16 protein-coding genes are annotated in these 17,721 nt (G+C 75.0%); 7 read left to right on the top strand and 9 right to left on the bottom strand.

Going from position 1 to position 17,721, the window contains the following annotated elements:
• Positions 1-131: 131 nt before the first annotated feature.
• Positions 132-1,451, top strand: a complete 1,320-nt coding sequence (locus A0J59_RS11560) for an MFS transporter (RefSeq protein ID WP_064316185.1) — start codon at positions 132-134, stop codon at positions 1,449-1,451.
• Positions 1,452-1,459: 8 nt separating this feature from the next.
• On the opposite strand, the gene A0J59_RS11555 is transcribed toward A0J59_RS11560, so the two are convergent.
• The gene (locus tag A0J59_RS11555; RefSeq protein ID WP_082918954.1) at positions 1,460-1,888 is read right to left on the bottom strand and encodes a helix-turn-helix domain-containing protein; all 429 of its coding nucleotides are present in this window, start codon (positions 1,886-1,888) and stop codon (positions 1,460-1,462) included.
• Between the two features lie 187 nt (positions 1,889-2,075).
• On the opposite strand from A0J59_RS11555, the gene A0J59_RS11550 reads away from it, so the two are divergent.
• The 4 genes from A0J59_RS11550 to A0J59_RS11535 all read left to right on the top strand — a co-directional run bounded on the left by A0J59_RS11550 (position 2,076) and on the right by A0J59_RS11535 (position 5,590).
• Positions 2,076-3,008: an NAD(P)-dependent oxidoreductase gene (locus A0J59_RS11550; protein ID WP_064316184.1), complete on the top strand. Its 933-nt coding sequence runs from the start codon at positions 2,076-2,078 to the stop codon at positions 3,006-3,008.
• Positions 3,005-3,916 carry an NAD(P)-dependent oxidoreductase gene (locus tag A0J59_RS11545; protein ID WP_064316183.1) on the top strand — a complete coding sequence of 304 codons (912 nt, stop codon included), beginning with the start codon at positions 3,005-3,007 and terminating at the stop codon, positions 3,914-3,916. Before A0J59_RS11550 ends, A0J59_RS11545 begins: the two co-directional genes overlap by 4 nt.
• Before the next feature lie 90 nt (positions 3,917-4,006).
• On the top strand, positions 4,007-4,672 hold the full coding sequence (locus tag A0J59_RS11540; RefSeq protein WP_047231887.1) for a pentapeptide repeat-containing protein: 666 nt from the start codon (positions 4,007-4,009) through the stop codon (positions 4,670-4,672).
• 21 nt (positions 4,673-4,693) lie between these two features.
• Positions 4,694-5,590 (top strand): carbohydrate kinase family protein, encoded by an 897-nt coding sequence (locus tag A0J59_RS11535; RefSeq protein ID WP_255365159.1) that lies wholly within the window; start codon positions 4,694-4,696, stop codon positions 5,588-5,590.
• Between the two features lie 32 nt (positions 5,591-5,622).
• Here the strand turns inward: A0J59_RS11535 and A0J59_RS11530 are convergent, their stop codons facing one another.
• On the bottom strand, positions 5,623-6,690 hold the full coding sequence (locus tag A0J59_RS11530; RefSeq protein WP_064316182.1) for a hypothetical protein: 1,068 nt from the start codon (positions 6,688-6,690) through the stop codon (positions 5,623-5,625).
• A gap of 95 nt (positions 6,691-6,785) precedes the next feature.
• On the opposite strand from A0J59_RS11530, the gene A0J59_RS11525 reads away from it, so the two are divergent.
• Positions 6,786-7,379, top strand: coding sequence for a TetR/AcrR family transcriptional regulator (locus A0J59_RS11525; protein WP_064316181.1), 594 nt, complete (start codon positions 6,786-6,788; stop codon positions 7,377-7,379).
• Positions 7,380-7,425: 46 nt separating this feature from the next.
• On the opposite strand, the gene A0J59_RS11520 is transcribed toward A0J59_RS11525, so the two are convergent.
• Positions 7,426-8,202, bottom strand: coding sequence for a response regulator transcription factor (locus A0J59_RS11520; RefSeq protein WP_064316180.1), 777 nt, complete (start codon positions 8,200-8,202; stop codon positions 7,426-7,428).
• Positions 8,199-9,572, bottom strand: coding sequence for a sensor histidine kinase (locus tag A0J59_RS11515; protein ID WP_082918953.1), 1,374 nt, complete (start codon positions 9,570-9,572; stop codon positions 8,199-8,201). Before A0J59_RS11515 ends, A0J59_RS11520 begins: the two co-directional genes overlap by 4 nt.
• A 150-nt stretch (positions 9,573-9,722) precedes the next feature.
• On the opposite strand from A0J59_RS11515, the gene A0J59_RS11510 reads away from it, so the two are divergent.
• Entirely contained in the window at positions 9,723-10,613 is an 891-nt protein-coding gene (locus tag A0J59_RS11510; RefSeq protein ID WP_064316197.1) for a GAP family protein, read from the top strand.
• A gap of 87 nt (positions 10,614-10,700) precedes the next feature.
• On the opposite strand, the gene A0J59_RS11505 is transcribed toward A0J59_RS11510, so the two are convergent.
• From A0J59_RS11505 to A0J59_RS11485, 5 genes are all read right to left on the bottom strand, one after another.
• Positions 10,701-12,170, bottom strand: coding sequence for a flotillin family protein (locus A0J59_RS11505; protein WP_047231892.1), 1,470 nt, complete (start codon positions 12,168-12,170; stop codon positions 10,701-10,703).
• 168 nt (positions 12,171-12,338) lie between these two features.
• Positions 12,339-12,809 (bottom strand): NfeD family protein, encoded by a 471-nt coding sequence (locus tag A0J59_RS11500; protein WP_047231893.1) that lies wholly within the window; start codon positions 12,807-12,809, stop codon positions 12,339-12,341.
• Between the two features lie 191 nt (positions 12,810-13,000).
• Positions 13,001-14,056 carry a phosphotransferase family protein gene (locus A0J59_RS11495; RefSeq protein ID WP_064316179.1) on the bottom strand — a complete coding sequence of 352 codons (1,056 nt, stop codon included), beginning with the start codon at positions 14,054-14,056 and terminating at the stop codon, positions 13,001-13,003.
• A gap of 40 nt (positions 14,057-14,096) precedes the next feature.
• On the bottom strand, positions 14,097-15,728 hold the full coding sequence (locus A0J59_RS11490; RefSeq protein ID WP_053369293.1) for an ATP-dependent DNA helicase RecQ: 1,632 nt from the start codon (positions 15,726-15,728) through the stop codon (positions 14,097-14,099).
• The gene (locus A0J59_RS11485) at positions 15,725-17,533 is read right to left on the bottom strand and encodes a pyruvate dehydrogenase (protein ID WP_064316178.1); all 1,809 of its coding nucleotides are present in this window, start codon (positions 17,531-17,533) and stop codon (positions 15,725-15,727) included. The genes A0J59_RS11490 and A0J59_RS11485 overlap by 4 nt, the downstream gene beginning before the upstream one ends.
• Between the last annotated feature and the right edge of the window lie 188 nt (positions 17,534-17,721).

Here is a 17,721-nt window from a genome sequence, read left to right as displayed (position 1 = left end):
GACGCAGCGGAGGGCGGCAGGGGTTCCATGTTTCTTCCCGGGTCCGGAGGGATCGCTCAGGATCCCACGGACGGCCTTTCTCACCGTCAGTCGGCCGCGGGCGTGGCAGCGCTGACGTAGGCTCGGCGATCGTGGCTCGCGTCAACGGTCTCCTCGCCGACACGACGCCGCTGCGTACCTCCCCGCCGTTCCGCCGGCTGTGGTGGGGCCTGGGGATCTCGAACCTCGGCTCGCAGCTCACCGTCGTCGCCGTCGGCCTCCAGGTGTACGCGCTCACCGGCTCGTCCCTCGCGGTCGGCGTGCTCGGGTTGTGCGCCCTCGTGCCCCTCGTCGTGCTCGGGCTCTACGGCGGCGCCCTCGTCGACGCGTACGACCGCCGCAAGGTCGCGCTCGCGGCGTCGACCGCCCTGTGGGTCGTCACCGCGCTCATCGCGGTCCAGGCGTGGCTGCACCTGAACTCGGTCGGCGTGCTCTACGCGCTCGTCGCCGCGCAGTCCGCGGCGTTCGCCATCAACAACCCGGCACGCTCGGCCATCATCCCGCGACTCGTCGAGCCCCGGCTCCTGCCCGCGGCGAACGCGCTCCAGACGATCGCGTGGAACGTCGCGCTCACCGTCGGCCCGCTGGGCGGCGCGTTCCTCGTCGCGCTGTGGGGCTACCAGGTCGCGTACACGATCGACGCCGTGCTCTTCACCGCCGCGCTGTGGGCGGTGTGGCGGCTCCCGGACATCCCGCCCCTCGGCAACGACCACACCCCGCAGGCCGCGCCCGCGGGGCGGCGACGCCGGGTCGTCGGCTGGCGGTCCGTCGTCGACGGCCTGCGGTACCTGGCGACGCAGCCCAACGTCCGCACGACCTTCCTCGTCGACCTCGCCGCGATGGTGCTCGCGTCGCCGCGCGTGCTGCTGCCCGCTGCGGGCGTCGTGTTCCTCGGGGGCGGGGAGGCGACCACGGGCGTCCTCACCGCGGCGTTCGCGATCGGCGCCGTGCTCGCGGGAGTGTTCTCCGGCGGGCTGTCCCGCGTGCGCTGGCAGGGCCGCGTCATCGTCTGGGCGGTCACCGCGTACGGGCTGTCGATCGTGCTGTTCGGCCTCGTGCTCGTCGGGGTCGGGGCGACCTCCCCGACGACCGTCCTCGTGGGCGGGGTCGTCGCGGCGAGCGTCGCGCTGGCGCTCGCGGGCGCGTCCGACGCCGTGAGCGCCGTCTTCCGGCAGACCATCCTCCAGACCGCGACCCCCGACGACATGCGCGGCAGGCTCCAGGGCGTGTTCATCGTCGTCGTCGCGGGCGGGCCGCGGCTGGGCGAGCTCGTCCTCGGGGCACAGGCGACGTGGGTCGGCGAGGCGTGGGCCGCCGTCGCCGGGGGCGCGGCGTGCGTCGTCGTGCTGTGGCTCGTCCTGCGGTCGCAACGGAAGTTCTGGCGCTACGACGCCCTGCACCCCGAGCCCTGAGCGAGGGCTCAGCCGACGCGTGCGGCGCCGATCCGCTCGATGCGGTCACGACCCCAGTCCCCGAGGGACTCGAGCGCCGCGTTGAGCGCGCTGCCGTGCGCGGTGAGGGAGTACTCGACGCGCGGCGGCACCTCCGCGAACACCTCGCGCACGAGCAGGCCGTCCGCCTCCATCTCGCGGAGCTGCTGCGCGAGCACCTTGTCGCTCACCCCGGGCAGGCCGCGCTTGAGCTCGGCGTACCGGCGCACGCCGTGGTCCTCGAGCTCCCAGAGGATGAGCGACTTCCACTTGCCGCTCACGACGTCCATCGCGGCGTCGAGCCCGCACACGTAGGGGCCTCGTCGCGCAGCGCTCGTCGAGGTGCCCGTCGAGGTGCTCGTCGAGGTGCCGCCGGGCGTCGCCGCGCCGGGGGAGGTGCGGACCGCCGTCGTCGTCATCGTTCGCTCCTTCGTCGCAGACCGGTCTTCGTGCGGGTCAGCGCCCTGACCTGCACGCTCACCCTGAGGTGAGAACCCCACCTCGAAGTGCGTTCTTCCCGGGCGACCGTACGCCGGGGAGGGTGGACGGCGAGGGCGCGCCGCGCGGTCGGCCCGCCCGAGCACCGCCACCCGACCCGGAGGAACGATGTCTGACCAGCCTGCACGACCCTCGGAACGCGCTGTCGCCGTCACCGTCCTCGGCCTCGGCGCGATGGGCAGCGCGCTCGCTGCCGCGACCGTCGCCGCCGGTCACCCGACGACTGTCTGGAACCGCACGCCGGGACGGGCGGGCGCGCTCGTCGAGTCCGGCGCCCGCGAGGCGGCGTCGGCGCGCGACGCCGTCACCGCCTCGCCGCTCGTCGTCGCGGTCCTCCTCGACCACGCGTCGGTGCACCAGACGCTGGACCCGGTCTCGGACGCGCTCGCGGGCCGGACGCTCGTCAACCTCGTGACGACGACGCCCGAGGAGTCGCGCGAGCTCGCCGCCTGGGCCGCGGCCCACGGCATCGGCTACCTCGACGGCGGGATCATGGCCGTCCCCGGGATGATCGGCGGGCCGGGGTCCGAGGTCCTGTACAGCGGGTCGCGCGCGGCGTTCGACGACGCCCGTCCCGTGCTCGACACGTGGGGCGGGAGCACGTGGTTCGGCGAGGACCCGGGCCTCGCGCCGCTCTACGACCTCGCGCTGCTCGCGGGGATGTACGCGATGTTCGCGGGCTTCTTCCACGGCGTCGCGATGGTCGGGACCGCGGGAGTGAGCGCGAGCGACTTCGCGCGCCGGGCGGCGCCCTGGATCGCGGCGATGACGGCAGAGCTCGCGGGCTACGCCGACGTCATCGACCGCCGCGACTACGGCGGCCCCGGCCAGCAGAGCCTCGAGTTCTCGGACCTGTCCGACATGGTCCGGGCGAGCGCGGAGGCCGGGCTCGCGACCGACGTCGTCGCGGCCGTCCAGGCGCTGGTCCGCCGTCAGATCGAGGCCGGCCACGGCGCCGACGGGTTCGCACGCGCCGTCGAGAGCATCCGAGAACCAGCCCGCACCCCCGTCAGCACCGTCACCGCAGGAGGAGCACGATGAGCGCACCCGCCCCCGTCACCCTGATCGGCCTGGGCCCGATGGGCCAGGCCATGGTCCGCGCGCTGCTCGCCGCGGGCCACCCCGTCACCGTGTGGAACCGCACGCCGTCGCGCGCCGACGCGCTCGTGGCCGAGGGCGCGGTCCTCGCCGCGACCCCGGCCGAGGCGGTGGCGGCGAGCGACGTCGTCCTGCTGAGCCTGACGGACTACGCGGCGATGTACGACGTCCTCGGCGGGGCGACGGACGTCCTGCGCGACCGGACGGTCGTCAACCTCAGCTCGGACACCCCCGGGGCGACCCGCGGCGCGGCCCGGTGGGCGGCCGAGCACGGCGCGACCCTCGTCGCGGGTGGCGTCATGACGCCCGCGCCGGGCGTCGGGACCGCCGACGCGTACGTGTACTACAGCGGTCCGGAGGCAGCCTTCCGGGCGCACGAGGCCACGCTCGCGCTGCTGGGTGCGCCGCGCTACCTCGGGGAGGATCCCGGCCTCGCGCAGCTCCTGTACCAGGCGCAGCTCGACGTGTTCCTCACCGCCCTGTCGGGCGTCGCGCACGCCGCCGCGCTCGCGCAGGCGGCGGGGATCGCCCCCACGCAGTTCGTCCCGGAGGCGCTGCGGACGCTCGTCGAGACGCCCGCGATGATCGGGGGCGACGGCGCGCCGGGGTCGGAGTTCGAGACCGGCGTGCACCCGGGCCACCTCAGCACCGCGACGATGATGGGCGCGACCGCGGCGCACGTCCTCGGGGCGAGCGAGGAGCTGGGGGTCGACACGGCGCTGCCGCGCGCGATCCTGTCCCACTACGAGGCGGCGCTCGCGGCGGGTCACGGTCGGGACAGCTGGACGGCGATCTTCGAGGTCATCAGGGCGCCGCGGGCCGCCGTCCCCGAGACGGCGCCCGTCGAGTGATGCGCTCCCGTCCGAGTGATGCGTCCCGGAGCGCATCACTCGGACGGGAACGCATCGTTCGCCGTCGGTGCCGCACTCTAGGCTCGGGGCGTGCCTCCCAAGAAGCCGACGACCGAGCCGCCCGTGATCGACCCGGTCGTCCTGGACGACCTCCAGCGCGGCGACGCGTACGACCTCGAGGCGGAGGCCGACCTCGAGGGGTTCGAGCTCGTCGACCTCCGCCTCGACCGGCTCGACCTGCACGGCGCGAGCGTGTTCTCGACGCGGCTCGACCAGGTCCGCGCCGACGAGGCCGACCTCGGGGCGGTGACGCTCACGGAGGTGGTGCTCGACCGCCTCGACGTGCCTGTGCTGCGCGGGACGCGCGGCCGGTGGCGCGAGGTCGAGGTGCGGGGCGCGCGCCTCGGGTCGGCCGAGCTCTACGAGTCGTCGTGGGCGGGGGTCCGGTTCGTCGGCTGCAAGCTCGGGTTCGTCAACCTGCGGGGCGCGACCCTGCGCGACGTGATGTTCACCGACTGCACGATCGACGAGCTGGACCTCGTCGCGGCGGACGCGCTGCGCGTCGCGTTCGAGGGCACGCGCGTGCGCCGGCTCGACGTGCAGGCCTCCACGCTCGCGCACGTCGACCTGCGCGGCGCGGAGATCGACGAGCTGAGCGGCATCGAGTCGCTGCGGGGCTCGACGATCGACTCGACCCAGCTCGCGCGCCTCGCGGCGACGTTCGCGCACAGCCTCGGCATCACGGTCACCGACTGACCGGGAGATAGGGTGCGCGACGTGACCGACGCGACGCACCCGTCCACCGCGCTGCCCGACCCCGCCGGGACCGAGGTCCTCGTCGCCGGACCGGCGTCGTGGAACCTTCTCGTCCAGCTCGACGAGCTGCCCGCGCCCACGCCGCACACCGTCTTCGCCCGGTCGCACCGCGCCACCGTGGGCGGGACGTCGGCGGGCAAGGCGCTCAACCTCGCGCGGCTCGGCCGGTCGGTGCTGCTGCGCACCGTCCTCGGAGCGGACGACGACGGTGCGCGCGTCCGGTCCGTGCTCGAGGGTGCGGGCGTCCGGGTGCTCGCGGAACCCTCGCCCGACGGGTGCACCGAGAGCCACCTCAACCTCATGGACGACGACGGCGGGCGCGTCTCGGTCTACCTGCGCGCCCCCGGCGAGGTCCCGACGCAGGGCCCGTCGTGGGACGCCGCCGTCGCGGCGCTCGACGCGGCGCGGGCCGTCGTCGTCGACCTCGCGGTCCCGGCGCTGCCCGTGCTCGACCTCGCGGTCTCCCGCGGGCGCGACGTCTGGGTCGACCTGCACGACTACGACGGCGAGTCGGCGTTCCACCGGCCGTGGGTCGACGCGGGGACGCACGTGTTCCTCAGCGGGGACCGCCTCGAGGACTGGCGCGGCTTCATGTCGGCGCGGGTCGACGCGGGCGCGCGGCTCGTGGTGTGCACGCACGGGTCGCGCGGCGCCGTCGCGCTCACTCCCGAGGGAGGTTTCGTCGAGGTGCCCGCGCAGCACGTGCCGCGCGTCGTCGACACGAACGGTGCGGGCGACGGCTTCTTCGCGGGCTTCCTCGACGCCCACCTGCGGGGCGCGGGCGTCGAGGAGGCGATGACGGCGGGTGCCCGGCACGCCGCGCTCGTCGTGCAGAGCCCGGACCTCGTCCCGGCCTGACGGCCGGCCCGGCGTCGGCGCGAGGCGCTGGGTCAGCGTGCGGCGCCGACGGGATCGGCCGCGGGTGCGACGTCGTCCGCCTCGCGCAGGGCGGCGGCGGTCGCCGCGCCGCGGTCGCGGAAGTGGCCGACGAGGGAGAGCAGGAGCCCGAGCGCGGCCCAGCCCGTGAGCACGAGCCAGGGGAAGGTCGTGTCCGCGCCGGGGAAGTACGACAGGTCGCGCAGCAGCGTCGCGGACGCGCCCGGCGGGAACCACTGGCCGACGGCGCCCCACGGGCTGAGCAGGAACTCGACCGGCATGGCGGCGGCGGAGAGCGGGTTCGCGACGAGCAGGAACAGGACGGGGCCGACGGCGATACCGGGACGCCCGAGCACCGCGACGGCGCCGACGATCGTGCCGCCGATGCCGAGCAGCGTGAGCCCGACCGCGAGCGAGTCGGTGAGGTACGCGCCGTGCAGGCCGCCGAGCCCGTGCAGGATCCCCGCGATCGCGAGCCCACCGACCACCGAGTAGACCCCGAGCGCCGCGACGCGCCGCCACACCCCGACGACGGCGAGCGAGATCGCGATGCCGCCGACCATGCCGCCGAGCACGAGCGGGAACGATGCCGCGGCGAGCGTGGAGCCGCGCGGGTCGTCGACCGAGAGCGGGACGACGTCGGTCACCGCCACGGTCGGGACGGCCTCGGCGGGCGCGCCCTGGGCGGTCGCGGCGGCGGAGACCTGGGCCTGGAGCGCGGGCTGGAGCCCGGCGAGGAGCTGCGCGACGGCGGGGCTCGCCGCCGAGGCGGTGAGCACCTCCGGCTGCTGCCCGAGGACGAGCGCGCCGTACGCGTCGCGGGACTCGACGAGGTCGACGGCCGTGTCGCGGTCGGCGACGGCGACGAGCTCGATCGCGCCCTCGGCGTTCTGGTCGAGCCCGGCCTGCACCCGGGCGACGACGGCGGGGTCGCCCGCGGCCGCGACCGGGAGGTCTTTCGGCTCGGCGGTGACCGACGGCCAGAGGAAAGCGAGGACGACGACCGCGACGAGGGCGACGAGCCCGACGGCGGTCGTCACGACGCGCGGCCAGTGCGTGTGCGGGGCGGCGGCGGAGCTCATGGGGAGACCTCTCGTAAAACGAATGTTCGTTCTCTATAGGGTCGACCTGCCCGTCGCCTCCTGTCAAGAACGTTCGTTCGGTTTAGGGTGGGCGGATGCCCCGGGTGAGTGACGAGTACCGAGCGCAGCGACGCGACGACATCGCCGCCGCAGCCCTGCGCGTGTTCCGCCGCAAGGGCTTCGCCGCGACCTCGATGGCGGAGATCATCGCCGAGTCCGGGCTGTCCGCCGGCGCGATCTACGGCTACTACGACTCCAAGATGGCGATCGTCCACGACGTCGCGGGCCGGATCGTCGGTGGACGCATCGCCGACGTCGAGCGGCTCGCCGAGCGCGACCCGCTCCCTCCGCCGTCCGACCTCGTCGCCGTGCTCATGCACGGGGTGGTGCGCGAGATCGGCAGCACCGCGATCCTGCTCCAGGTCTGGGGCGAGGCCGTGACCGACCCCCGCATCCTCGAGTTCGCCTCGGCCGTCCTCGCCCGCCTGCGCTCGGTCTTCGCCGACTACGTCGCCGCCTGGCACGTGCGCACCCACGGCCTCGACCCCGCACGCGCGGCGGAGCTCGGCGCCGAGCAGGCGCCGCTGTTCGTCGCCGCGTGCCAGGGCTTCATCGTCCAGAGCGCGCTCATGGACGACTTCGACGCCGACGCCTACCTCGACCGCACGACCCGCCACCTCCCGCGCTGACGGCACGACCACCGGGGCAATGCCGGGCTCGCGCCCGTGGGCGCGGTCAGGCGAGGCCCGTGTCGCGGGCGACGATGGCCGCCTGCATGCGGGTGGCGACGCCGAGCTTGGCGAGGACGCGCGAGACGTGCGTCTTGGCCGTGGCCTCGGTGATGTAGAGGTCCGTCGCGATGCCCTGGTTCGAGAGGCCGCGGCCGAGCGCCGCGAGCACGTCCACCTCGCGGGGGGTGAGGTCGGCGAGCCGTGGGTCCTGGTCCGGTCCGCGCGCGGCGTTCCGCCCGGCGGCGGGTGCCGGTGCGGCGCCGGCCGTGCCCGACGGCGGACCCGCGGCCGGGTCGGCCGTCCCGCCCGGGCGGGTGGTCGGCGCAGGGCGCGGGGCGCCGTCGGGGGCCGGGCCGCGGGCGAACGCGGCGAGGAGACGGCGGGTGACCTCGGGCGCGAGGACGCCGTCTCCGTCGGCGACGCGGCGGACGGCGTCGAGCAGCGCGGCGGGCTCCGCGGACTTGAGGAGGAAGCCCGCGGCGCCCGCCCGGAGCGCGCCGTCGACGTACTCGTCGAGGTCGAAGGTCGTGAGCACGAGGACGTCGGCGAGCCCTTCGCTCGTGATGACGCGCGTGGCCTCGATGCCGTCGACGCCGGGCATGCGCAGGTCCATGAGCACGACGTCGGGGCGCAGCGCCCGGGCGTTGGTGATCGCCGCGGTGCCGTCGGACGCCTCGCCGACGACCTCGACGTCGTCGGCGGCGTCGAGCAGGAGGCGCAGGCCCGCGCGGATCGCCGCGTGGTCGTCGGCCAGCAGCACCCGGACCGGTCGTGGCGTCACGCGTTCTCCTTCTCGATCTGGCGCTCGGCGACCGGGACGGCCGCGCGCACGACCCACCCGCCGTCCGTGGTCGGCCCGGCCTCGAACGTCCCGCCGAGGCCGTCCGCCCGCTCGCGCATGGTCAGCAGCCCGGTGCCGGCGCTGAGCGGGGCCTCGACCGGCGCCGCCGAGCCCGGCGCGCCGTCGTCGCGCACCTCGAGCACGACGGCCGACCCGTCGCGGACGAGCCGCACCGTCACGGGCGACCCCGGCGCGTGCTTGAGCGCGTTGGTCACGGCCTCCTGCGCGATCCGGAACAGGGCCTGGTCCGCCGCGGCGGGCAGGGCCGACGCGGCGACGTCGTCGGGGTCGTCGAGCGTGACCGCGGTGGTCGCGCGCGCGGCGTCGAGCAGCGCGTCGAGGCCCGCGAGCCGACCTGGCGCGGCGACGGCGTCGGGGACGTCGTCGCGCCGGCCCTCCGTGCGTAGCAGCAGGATCATCGACCGCATCTCGTCCAGGGACGCGACGGCGCTCGCGCGCACCTGCTGGAGCGCAGCCCGGTCCTTCGTCGCGTCGGGCGGCAGTGCGAGCGCGGCGCCGGAGTGGATCGCGATGGTGGACAGGTGCGACGCGATGACGTCGTGCAGGTCGCGCGCCATCGCGGCGCGCTCCGCCTGCACCGCCTCGTGCCGGTCGAGCTCGGCGATGCGTTCGAGGTCGCTCGCCCGCTGCCGCTCCAGGTCCGCCGTGCGTGCCGCGGCCTCGGCCTCGCGCGCCGCGAGGTCGGCGCGCTCGCCCGCGAGCTCGGCGAGCTCGCTCTTGGTCCGTACGTTCGTCGCCCACCACATCGGCACGAGAAGCACGGCGCCGAGCTGGAGACCCATGTAGACGAACTGCCGCACGTCGCGTGCGGCCTCGCCCGCCGCGACGGAGCCCAGGACGGCGACGGTCACGGCCACTCCCCAGAGCCACGCGCGCGCCCGCGGCCCCGACCACAGCGCGGCGGCGTACAGCAGGTCCCACAGGACGAGCGTGATCGCGAGGCTGCCGCCCCACCGGATGTCGACGGCGGTGACGGCGACGCCCCCGAGGAGCGCCAGGATCGGGTGGGCGCGCTTCACGAGGATGAGGAGGCACCCGACACCGAGCAGGGCGACCCGCCACCACGCCTCCGCCGGCTCGACGACGAACGGTGCCCGGACGATCCCGACGAGGCCCACCTCGAGGAGGACCCACCCGAGGACGAACGTGGTGACGGCGGAGAAGGCGTCGTTCCGGCGGTCCTCGATGCGCCAGACCTGGGGGAGCGACCGGACCGCCGCCTGCCAGGTGCCGTCGCGCCCGGGCGCGACGGGGCGCACCTCGTCCGTGCCGCCGTCCTCCGTGCTCACGCACCCATCCCAGCACAGCGCGCCGTTCCCCGGATCGGTCGAACGGTGTACGACGGCGGCGTCACCGTCCCCCGGGCGGGCTCGCCGCGGGCAGCGGGTCGGTCGTTCGCCCGACGCCAGGACGGTGCCTCGGACGCGAGGCTCGACGCCATGGACATCCCTCTCGACCTCGACGCCGTCGGCGGGCCGGGCCTCGGGCTCGCCGCGATGGCGGGCGTGCTCGTCGTGCTGGCCCTCATCGACTCCACGAGCTTCGGCACGCTGCTGATCCCCGTCTGGCTGCTCCTCGCCCCGGGCCGCCTGCGTGCCGGGCGGGTGCTCGTCTACCTCGGCACGGTCGCCGCGTTCTACCTGGCCGTCGGGATCGTCGTCCTGCTGGGCGCGGGGGCCTTCCTCGACCGGTTCGGCGACGCCCTCGACACCCGCGCCGCGGCGATCGTGCAGCTGCTGCTCGGCATCGGCCTGTTCGCGCTGAGCTTCCGGTTCGACAGCAAGCGTGCGGCCCGGCGGGACGCGCGCGCGGCCGCCACGGGACCGGTGACGGTCGTCGCGCGGCCGTCCGTCCCGGGGGAGGGCGCGGGCGACGCTCCCGGCGCGACGACGGGGACGACGTCGGCCCCGCGCCCGGGGCGGTTGTCCCGCTGGCGCGAGCGCGCGCTGGGGATCGAGGCGGACGCCGCCGGTGCCGGCACGGTCCGCACCCGGCCCTCGGTGCTGCCGCTCATGGGGCTCGCGCTGGGCGCCGTCGCGATCGAGGTCGGGACGATGCTGCCGTACCTCGCCGCGATCGGGCTGCTCACGACATCGGGCGTCGGCTGGCCCGCGACCGGCGGCATCCTCGCGGCCTACTGCGTCGTGATGGTCGCGCCCGCGCTCCTGCTGCTGCTCGGGCGCCTCGTCGCGGCACGCGCGGTCGACCCGCTGCTGCGCCGGCTCGACGCGTGGCTGACCAAGAACGCGACCGACATGACCGGTTGGGTCCTCGGGATCCTCGGCGTCCTGCTCGCGCTCAACGCGTTCGGCCGCCTCGGCTGGACCTGAGCAGGTCGCGCGTCCCGCACGGCGACGGCCCGCCCGGACGTTCCGGGCGGGCCGTCGCCGTGCCACCGGCATGAGCCGGTCAGGCGGTCAGTTCGAGCTGCCGTTCGTCGACGACTCGCGCGACGGCGCGAGCTGGGTGCCCGCGAGGTTGGCGATGAGCTGGTTGATGTCGACGCCGGTGAGCTGCTTGATGACGCCCTGGCCCTCGCCGAGGACCGACGCGACGTTCTTCGTGACCGCGGACGCGCCGTCGGTCGAGACGACGGTCATGCCCTGGATGTTGCCGATCGGCTCGGCCGCGGCACGCACGATCTCCGGCAGGCGCTCGATGAGCTCCTGTACCAGGGCCGCCTCGCCGTACTTCTGGAGCGCGTCGGCCTTGGCGTCGGTCGCCACGGCCTCGGCGCGACCCTCGGCCTCGATCGCCGCGGCGCGCGCCTCACCCTCGGCCTTGATTCCGGCGGCGAGGGCGACCTGGCGGTCGCGCTCGGCCTCACCGGCGCGGCGCACGGCCTGCGCGGACGCCTCGGCGTCCTGGATCGCGGCCGTCTTGTTCGCCTCGGCGATGACGGTGCGCTTGTACGCGTCGGCCTCGGTCGCGGCGTTCGCGGCGTCACGGCGCGCGTTGGCCTCCTGGACCTCGGCGTACGCCTTGGCCTCGGCGGGCTTGCGGATCTCGATGTCGAGGCGCTCCTGCGTCACCCGGGCCTGCTCGGCGAGCGCCTCGCGCTCCTGCTGCGCGACGAGGCGGTCCTGCTCGGCGCGGGCGAGCTGGCCCGCGGCCTCGGCCTCGGCGTTCGCGCGGTCGGTGTCGGCCTTGATCGCGGCGCGCTTGAGGTCGAGCGCCTTCTGGCGCTCGGCGATCTGCTCGGCCGCGTCGATGACGGCGAACTCCGAGGCGCGCTGCGCCTCGGCCTCGGAGACCTCGGCGACCTGGCGGGCACGCGCCGACTCGGCGCGACCGAGGTTGGCGAGGTAGTCCGAGCCCGGCGTCGAGATGTCGGAGATGTTGAGCAGGTCGACCTGGAGGCCCTGCTCCGAGAGGTCGGCCTTGGTGGACTCGACCACGCGGTCGGACAGGCCCTTGCGGTCGGAGATGATCTGCTCGATCGTCATGTCGCCGACGATGGAGCGCAGCGAGCCCTCGAGGGACTCCTTGATGATCTCCGTCAGCGTGCCCTGCTGGGACAGGAAGCGCTGGGCCGCGCGACGCACGCCCTCCTCGTCACCACGGACCTTGAAGTTGATGGACGCCTTGATGGCGATCTTGATGCGGTTCTTGTCCACGCCCTCGACCGTGATGCCGATCTGGCGCTGCTCGAGCGAGATGGAGAAGCCCTGCTGGAGGATCGGCCACACGAACGTGCGGCCGCCGACGACGACCTTCTGCCCGCTGCCCGCGGCCTCCTTGCGGCCCGCGCCGCGGCCGACGATGACCAGGGCCTCGTTCGGCGGGACGCGGCGGATGCGCTTGCTGATGAAGATGACCACCGCGAAGAACGCGATGACCAGGGCGACGATCGCCAGGGTCGTGATGAGGTTCGTGTCGTCGAACATGGTCCGCGCCGGGGCGCGTCTCGTTCCGTGGGTGCGGGCAGGTCAGGGCGTGCGGCAGTGCTCGGTGGCCAGGCCGGGTGGTGCCCGGCCGGCCCGCCGGTGGTGCGTGCGGGTGCGCGGCACCCACGGGTCGACGCGCGGGGCGTCGCTGTCGGTCCTCGGAGGACCTCAGTCGTTGGGGTAGTGGCGCTGGACGCGCACGCGGCTCCCGGACTGCTCGAGCACGACGACGCGCGCGCCCTCCGGGATCGGCTCGTCCGCCCACGCGAGACGGCGCTCCAGCTCGTGCGCGGCGTCGAGCGAGACCTCGCCGCGCGCCGGGTCGATCGCGGTCGTCGCGGTGCCCTGCACGCCGACGAGCGACGTCGGGACGCCGTCCTCCGACTCCCGCAGATGCTTGACCAGCGCCTGGACCAGCACCATCACGACCAGTGCCACGACGAGCGACCCCACGTACGCGAGCCACGTCGGCAGGTCGTTGGACGCCACGATCACGCCGACGGCCCCGAAGACCACACCACCCACGCCGAGCGACGTCCCGGACACGGCGCCGTCACCCAGGTCGACGATCTCGCCGACGAGCAGCGAGAGGAGCAGGAGGGCGAGTCCGGCGATGCCGATGACGATGAACGCGATCATGCGAGGTCCCCTTGCTGCGGCGGGCGGCCGTGCGTGTGTCGGTGCCGTGCGGACGGCCGTGCGGACCGTCGTGTCGACGTGGCGTGTGGAGTTGTCGTGAACGTACGCACACCCTATCGTGACCCGACCGTGCCGAGAGCCCGCCCAAGCCGTCCGGGCATGGGGAGCACTCCCCAAGGTCCGACGCGCGGTCAGGACCCGAGCTCGTCCAGCAGCCGCAGGAGGTTCGCGCGCGCGGTGCCGGCGTACCCCTCGACCCAGTCGCCCTCGTAGGCGCGCGGTACGACCTCCACGGTGAGGACGCACGCGAGGTACGCCCGGTACAGGCTCAGCCGCGTCCAGGCCTCGGGATCGCCCGACCCCGGCGTGCCGTCGCCCAGGCCGAGGTCGCCGCCGGCGGCGACGTAGCCTGCGAGCAGGTCGGCGTCGACCGCGCCGGCGCCGAGCTGGTCCGCGCCGGCCAGCTCGAAGAGCGGGTCTCCCCACAGCGACCGCTCGGCGTCGAGCACCCCGACGATCGCGAGGTCGGCCGCGTCGCCGGGCGCGTCCGCCGCGTCGTCGGTGCGGCCGAGCAGCACGTTCCCGGGCCAGAGGTCCGCGTGCACGAGCCGGGGGACCGTCACGCGGGCGAGCAGCTCGCGGTGGCGCGCGACGGCGTCGTGCAGACGGGCCTCGGGGAGGGTCACGCCCCACCGGCGTGCGTCGTCGAGCACGGCCCCGACCATGCGGGCGAACGCGTCGGGCCACGACGCCGCGGCGAGGTCCGACGCCGGGGCGGGGTACCCGAACCGGTCGCCCGTGATCCGGTGCAGCCGGGCCATGAACGACCCGAGCCCGTGGCGCACCACCGCGGTCGCCGCGGCGTCGAGCTCGCGACCGCTCCACAGGGCGCCGTCGACGAACGTGACGACGAGCGCGTCGCCGTCCACGTGCTCGCGCGTGAGGTCGGCGTGCAGCACGCGCGGGACGGGGAGCCCGGCGGCGTGGGCCGCCCGGTAGGCGGCGTCCTCCGTGGTGAGGATGCCGTGTTCGTAGCGCAGCAGGCGCGACGTGTCCGCCCCGGTGACCTTGACGACGACGCGCGCGGAGACGCCGTCGGGCGGCGGGCTCCCGGGCGTCGCGGCGAGGTCCACGGCGAACACGCTCGCGAACATCCCACCGCTCAGCGGCTCGACGCGGACGGCCTCGCCGAGCGGCGCCACGAGAGCCGCGACCTGGTCCTGCGTGACCGACGCCTTGGTGAGCACGCGGCGATGCTACCGGCCCCGTACGCGCCCCCGGGCCCGGTCAGGACGGGGTGAGGAGGTCCTGCTCGGCCACGGCGTCGAGGCTCAGCGTCCGGTACCCGTGGGTCTCGAAGAGGACGGTCACCCGGTCGTCGCCCTCGTACCCCATGACCGTTCCCGCACCGAACTCCGGGTGCTGCACCGTGGTGCCGGTCGACCAGGGGGCGGAGCGGTCGTCGGCCGACCGCTCGGCGGCCGTGCCGGCCCAGCAGGTGTCGCAGCGGCCGCACGGCTCGGGCAGGTCCTCCCCGAGGTACGCGAGCAGGAACTGGCGGCGGCACTGCGTGGTCTCGGCGTACGCGCGCATCATCTGCAGGCGCGAGTCGTCGACCCGGCGCCTGGCCTCCGCGAGCTCGTGCGCGACGTCGGCCACCGCGGCCGGGCGCGCGTCCTCGCCGGCGAGAGCCCGCGCGTCCTCCACGAGCGCGCGCAGGCGCGCGAGGCGCCGGGGCAGCCGCGCCCGCCCGCCCGGCGCCGAGGATCCCGGCGCCTGGTCGTCCGGACCACCCCGGCCCAGGGCGCGCGCGACCTCGCGCAGGTCGTCGCGGTCGGGCACGCCGACCGCGAAGTAGCGCTGCAGACCCAGGTCCTCCGGCCGGTAGAACAGCACCGCGACGGCGGGCTCGCCGTCGCGGCCCGCGCGCCCGACCTCCTGGTAGTAGGAGTCCGGGGAGCCGGGGACGTCCGCGTGCACGACGAACCGCACGTCCGGCTTGTCGATGCCCATGCCGAACGCGGACGTCGCGACGACGACGTCGAGCTCGTCCTCGGTGAAGCGCCGCTGGGCCTCGTCGCGCTCGGCCCGCCGCAGCCCGCCGTGGTAGGCGGCGGTGCGCAACCCCGCCTGCGCGAGCACGTCCGCGACCTCGGTCGTGCGGCGCCGCGTGCCGACGTAGACGATCCCGACGCCGTGCTCCGCCTCCGCGCGCACGCGCTCCACGACCGCGCGGTCCTTGTCCGCCGCCTCGACGGCGCGGACGACCTCCAGTGCGATCCCCGGGCGGGCGAACCCGCGGACGATCACCGCGGCGTCGCGCAGGTGCAGGCGCTCCGCCACGTCCTCGCGCACCGGCGGGGACGCCGTCGCGGTGAGCGCGAGCACGGGCGGCCGCGGGTCCAGGGTGTCGAGGCGCTCGCCCACCCGGAGGTACTCGGGCCGGAAGTCGTGCCCCCAGGTCGAGACGCAGTGCGCCTCGTCGACCGCGACGAGGCTGGGCCGGGCCGCGCGGACGGCGTCGAGGACCTCGTCGTTGGCGAGCTGCTCGGGCGACAGGAAGAGGAACTCGAGCTCGCCCGACGCGGCGGCCTCGAGCGCGGCGCGGCGCTCGGCCGCGGGCACGGCCGAGCTCACGGCGGCGGCCCGCGCGTCGTCGTCGCCGAGCTCGAGCAGGGAGCGCACCTGGTCCTGCTGGAGCGCGATGAGCGGCGAGACGACGAGCGTCGGCCCGGGCAGCTCGAGGCCCGGGACCTGGTACACCGCCGACTTGCCGGCCCCGGTCGGCAGGACGAGCAGGACGTCGCGCCCGTCGAGGAGCGCGGAGATCGCCTCGCGCTGCCCGGGGCGCAGGTCGCGGTAGCCGAAGACCTCCCGGGCGGTGACGCGGACGTCGGCGAGGGTGGGCTCGTCCGTCACGGGCGAGGCACGTTGCGCAGGTTGGCGCGCGCCATCGAGACGACCTCGCCCATGCCGCCGCCGAGGATCTCCTTGCTCATCGCGACCGCGAACCCGCGGACCTGGCCCGCGGTGATGTTCGGCGGGATCGAGAGCGCGCGGGGGTCGGTCACGACGTCGACGAGCGCCGGCCCGGGCCTGTTGAGCGCCTCCTGGAGGGCGCGGCGCAGGTCCTTCGGCTTCTCCACCCGCACCGCCGGGATGCCGATCGCGTTCGCGACGGCGGCGTAGTCGACCTGCGGCGACTCGGTGCCGAACATCGGCAGCCCGTCGACGAGCATCTCCAGGCGCACCATGCCGAGGCTCGCGTTGTCGAAGAGGACGACCTTGACCGGCAGGTCGTAGTGCTTGAGCGTGACCAGCTCGCCGAGCAGCATCGAGAGCCCGCCGTCGCCGGACATCGCGACGACCTGGCGTTCGCGGCCCCCTTCACGCCCAGCGGCCGCGACGCCGATCGCGTGGGGGAGCGCGTTGGCCATCGAGCCGTGGATGAACGAACCGATGACGCGGCGCTTCCCGTTGGGCGTGATGTACCGCGCGGCCCACACGTTGCACATGCCCGTGTCGACGGTGAACACCGCGTCGTCGGAGGCGACCTGGTCGAGCGTGTCGGCCACGAACTCGGGGTGGATCGGCGTCGTGCGCTCGACCTTCTTCGTGTACGCCCCGACGACGCCGGTCATCGCCTTCTCGTGCTTGGCGACCATCGAGTCGAGGAACTTGCGCGACCGCGCCTTCTTCACGAGCGGCAGGAGCGCGCGCACCGTCTCGCCCACGTCGCCCACGACGGCGAGGTCCAGGCGCGTGCGGCGCCCGAGGTGCGTCGGGTCGACGTCGACCTGTGCCGTACGGACCGACTCCGGGAGGAACTGGTCGTACGGGAAGTCGGTGCCGAGCAGCACGAGCAGGTCGCAGTCGTGCATGGCGTCGAACGCGGCGCCGTAGCCGAGGAGGCCGGACATGCCGACGTCGAACGGGTTGTCGTACTGGATGAACTCCTTGCCGCGCAGCGAGTGGCCCACGGGCGCGGCGATCTTGTCGGCGAGCGCGATGACGTCGTCGTGCGCGCCGCGCACGCCCGCCCCGGCGAAGATCGTGACCTTCTTCGCGGCGTCGATCGCGTCCGCGAGCTGCTGGACGGCGGTCGCGTCGGGGACGACGCGCGGGGGCGCGGGCCGGCACGCGACGTCGGGCACGGCGGCCGGGGCGTCGAGGTCGGCGACGTCGCCGGGGAGCGTGAGGACGGAGACGCCGCGCGCGCCGTACGCGTGGTGGATCGCGGAGTTGATGACGCGCGGCGCCTGGTCGGCGCTCGAGATCATCTCCGAGTAGACGGAGCACTCCGTGAACAGGCGGTCGGGGTGGGTCTCCTGGAAGAACCCGGTGCCGATCTGCTTGCTCGGGATGTGGCTCGCGATGGCGAGCACGGGCACGCGCGACCGGTTGGCGTCGTAGAGGCCGTTGATGAGGTGCAGGTTGCCCGGCCCGCACGACCCCGCGCACACCGCGAGGCTGCCCGTGACCTCGGCCTCCGCGGCCGCCGCGAACGCCGCCGCCTCCTCGTGGCGCACGTGGATCCACTCGATGCCCTTGCCCGCGTTCTCGCCCGTGTTGGACCGGTGCACCGCGTCGACCACGGGGTTGAGGCTGTCGCCGACGATGCCGTAGATCCGGCGCACCCCCGCCTCGATGAGCTGCGCGACGAGCAGGTCCGCGACCGTGCGGTTGCGCTTGTCCTGCGGGGAGCGACCGATTCCGAACGGCATGACGTACCTCCAGCGGGTGGGCTCGGGTTCGTCTCCATCGTGCGCCGGGGGCGCGCGCGCCGCAGCGTGAGGCGGCGTCTCGTGCGTCACGGTCGCGGCGCGCCCCGCCCGGCGTCGAACCCGGGGTTGCCGCACCCCAGGTCGCCGAACCCGGGGATGTCCCCGGGTTCGGCACGGTCCTGGGTGAC

The sequence above is a fragment of the Cellulosimicrobium sp. I38E genome (assembly GCF_001647255.1).
Taxonomy (GTDB): domain Bacteria; phylum Actinomycetota; class Actinomycetes; order Actinomycetales; family Cellulomonadaceae; genus Cellulosimicrobium; species Cellulosimicrobium cellulans_E.
This window is presented reverse-complemented; position numbering and strand designations above follow the sequence as displayed.

Coding starts and splice junctions, on each gene's coding strand:
- A0J59_RS11555 (WP_082918954.1), bottom strand. CDS start 1,888: ATGACGACGACGGCGGTCCGCACCTCCCCCGGCGCGGCGACGCCCGGC.
- A0J59_RS11545 (WP_064316183.1), top strand. CDS start 3,005: ATGAGCGCACCCGCCCCCGTCACCCTGATCGGCCTGGGCCCGATGGGC.
- A0J59_RS11550 (WP_064316184.1), top strand. CDS start 2,076: ATGTCTGACCAGCCTGCACGACCCTCGGAACGCGCTGTCGCCGTCACC.
- A0J59_RS11500 (WP_047231893.1), bottom strand. CDS start 12,809: ATGATCGCGTTCATCGTCATCGGCATCGCCGGACTCGCCCTCCTGCTC.
- A0J59_RS11510 (WP_064316197.1), top strand. CDS start 9,723: ATGGACATCCCTCTCGACCTCGACGCCGTCGGCGGGCCGGGCCTCGGG.
- A0J59_RS11505 (WP_047231892.1), bottom strand. CDS start 12,170: ATGTTCGACGACACGAACCTCATCACGACCCTGGCGATCGTCGCCCTG.
- A0J59_RS11530 (WP_064316182.1), bottom strand. CDS start 6,690: ATGAGCTCCGCCGCCGCCCCGCACACGCACTGGCCGCGCGTCGTGACG.
- A0J59_RS11525 (WP_064316181.1), top strand. CDS start 6,786: ATGCCCCGGGTGAGTGACGAGTACCGAGCGCAGCGACGCGACGACATC.
- A0J59_RS11485 (WP_064316178.1), bottom strand. CDS start 17,533: ATGCCGTTCGGAATCGGTCGCTCCCCGCAGGACAAGCGCAACCGCACG.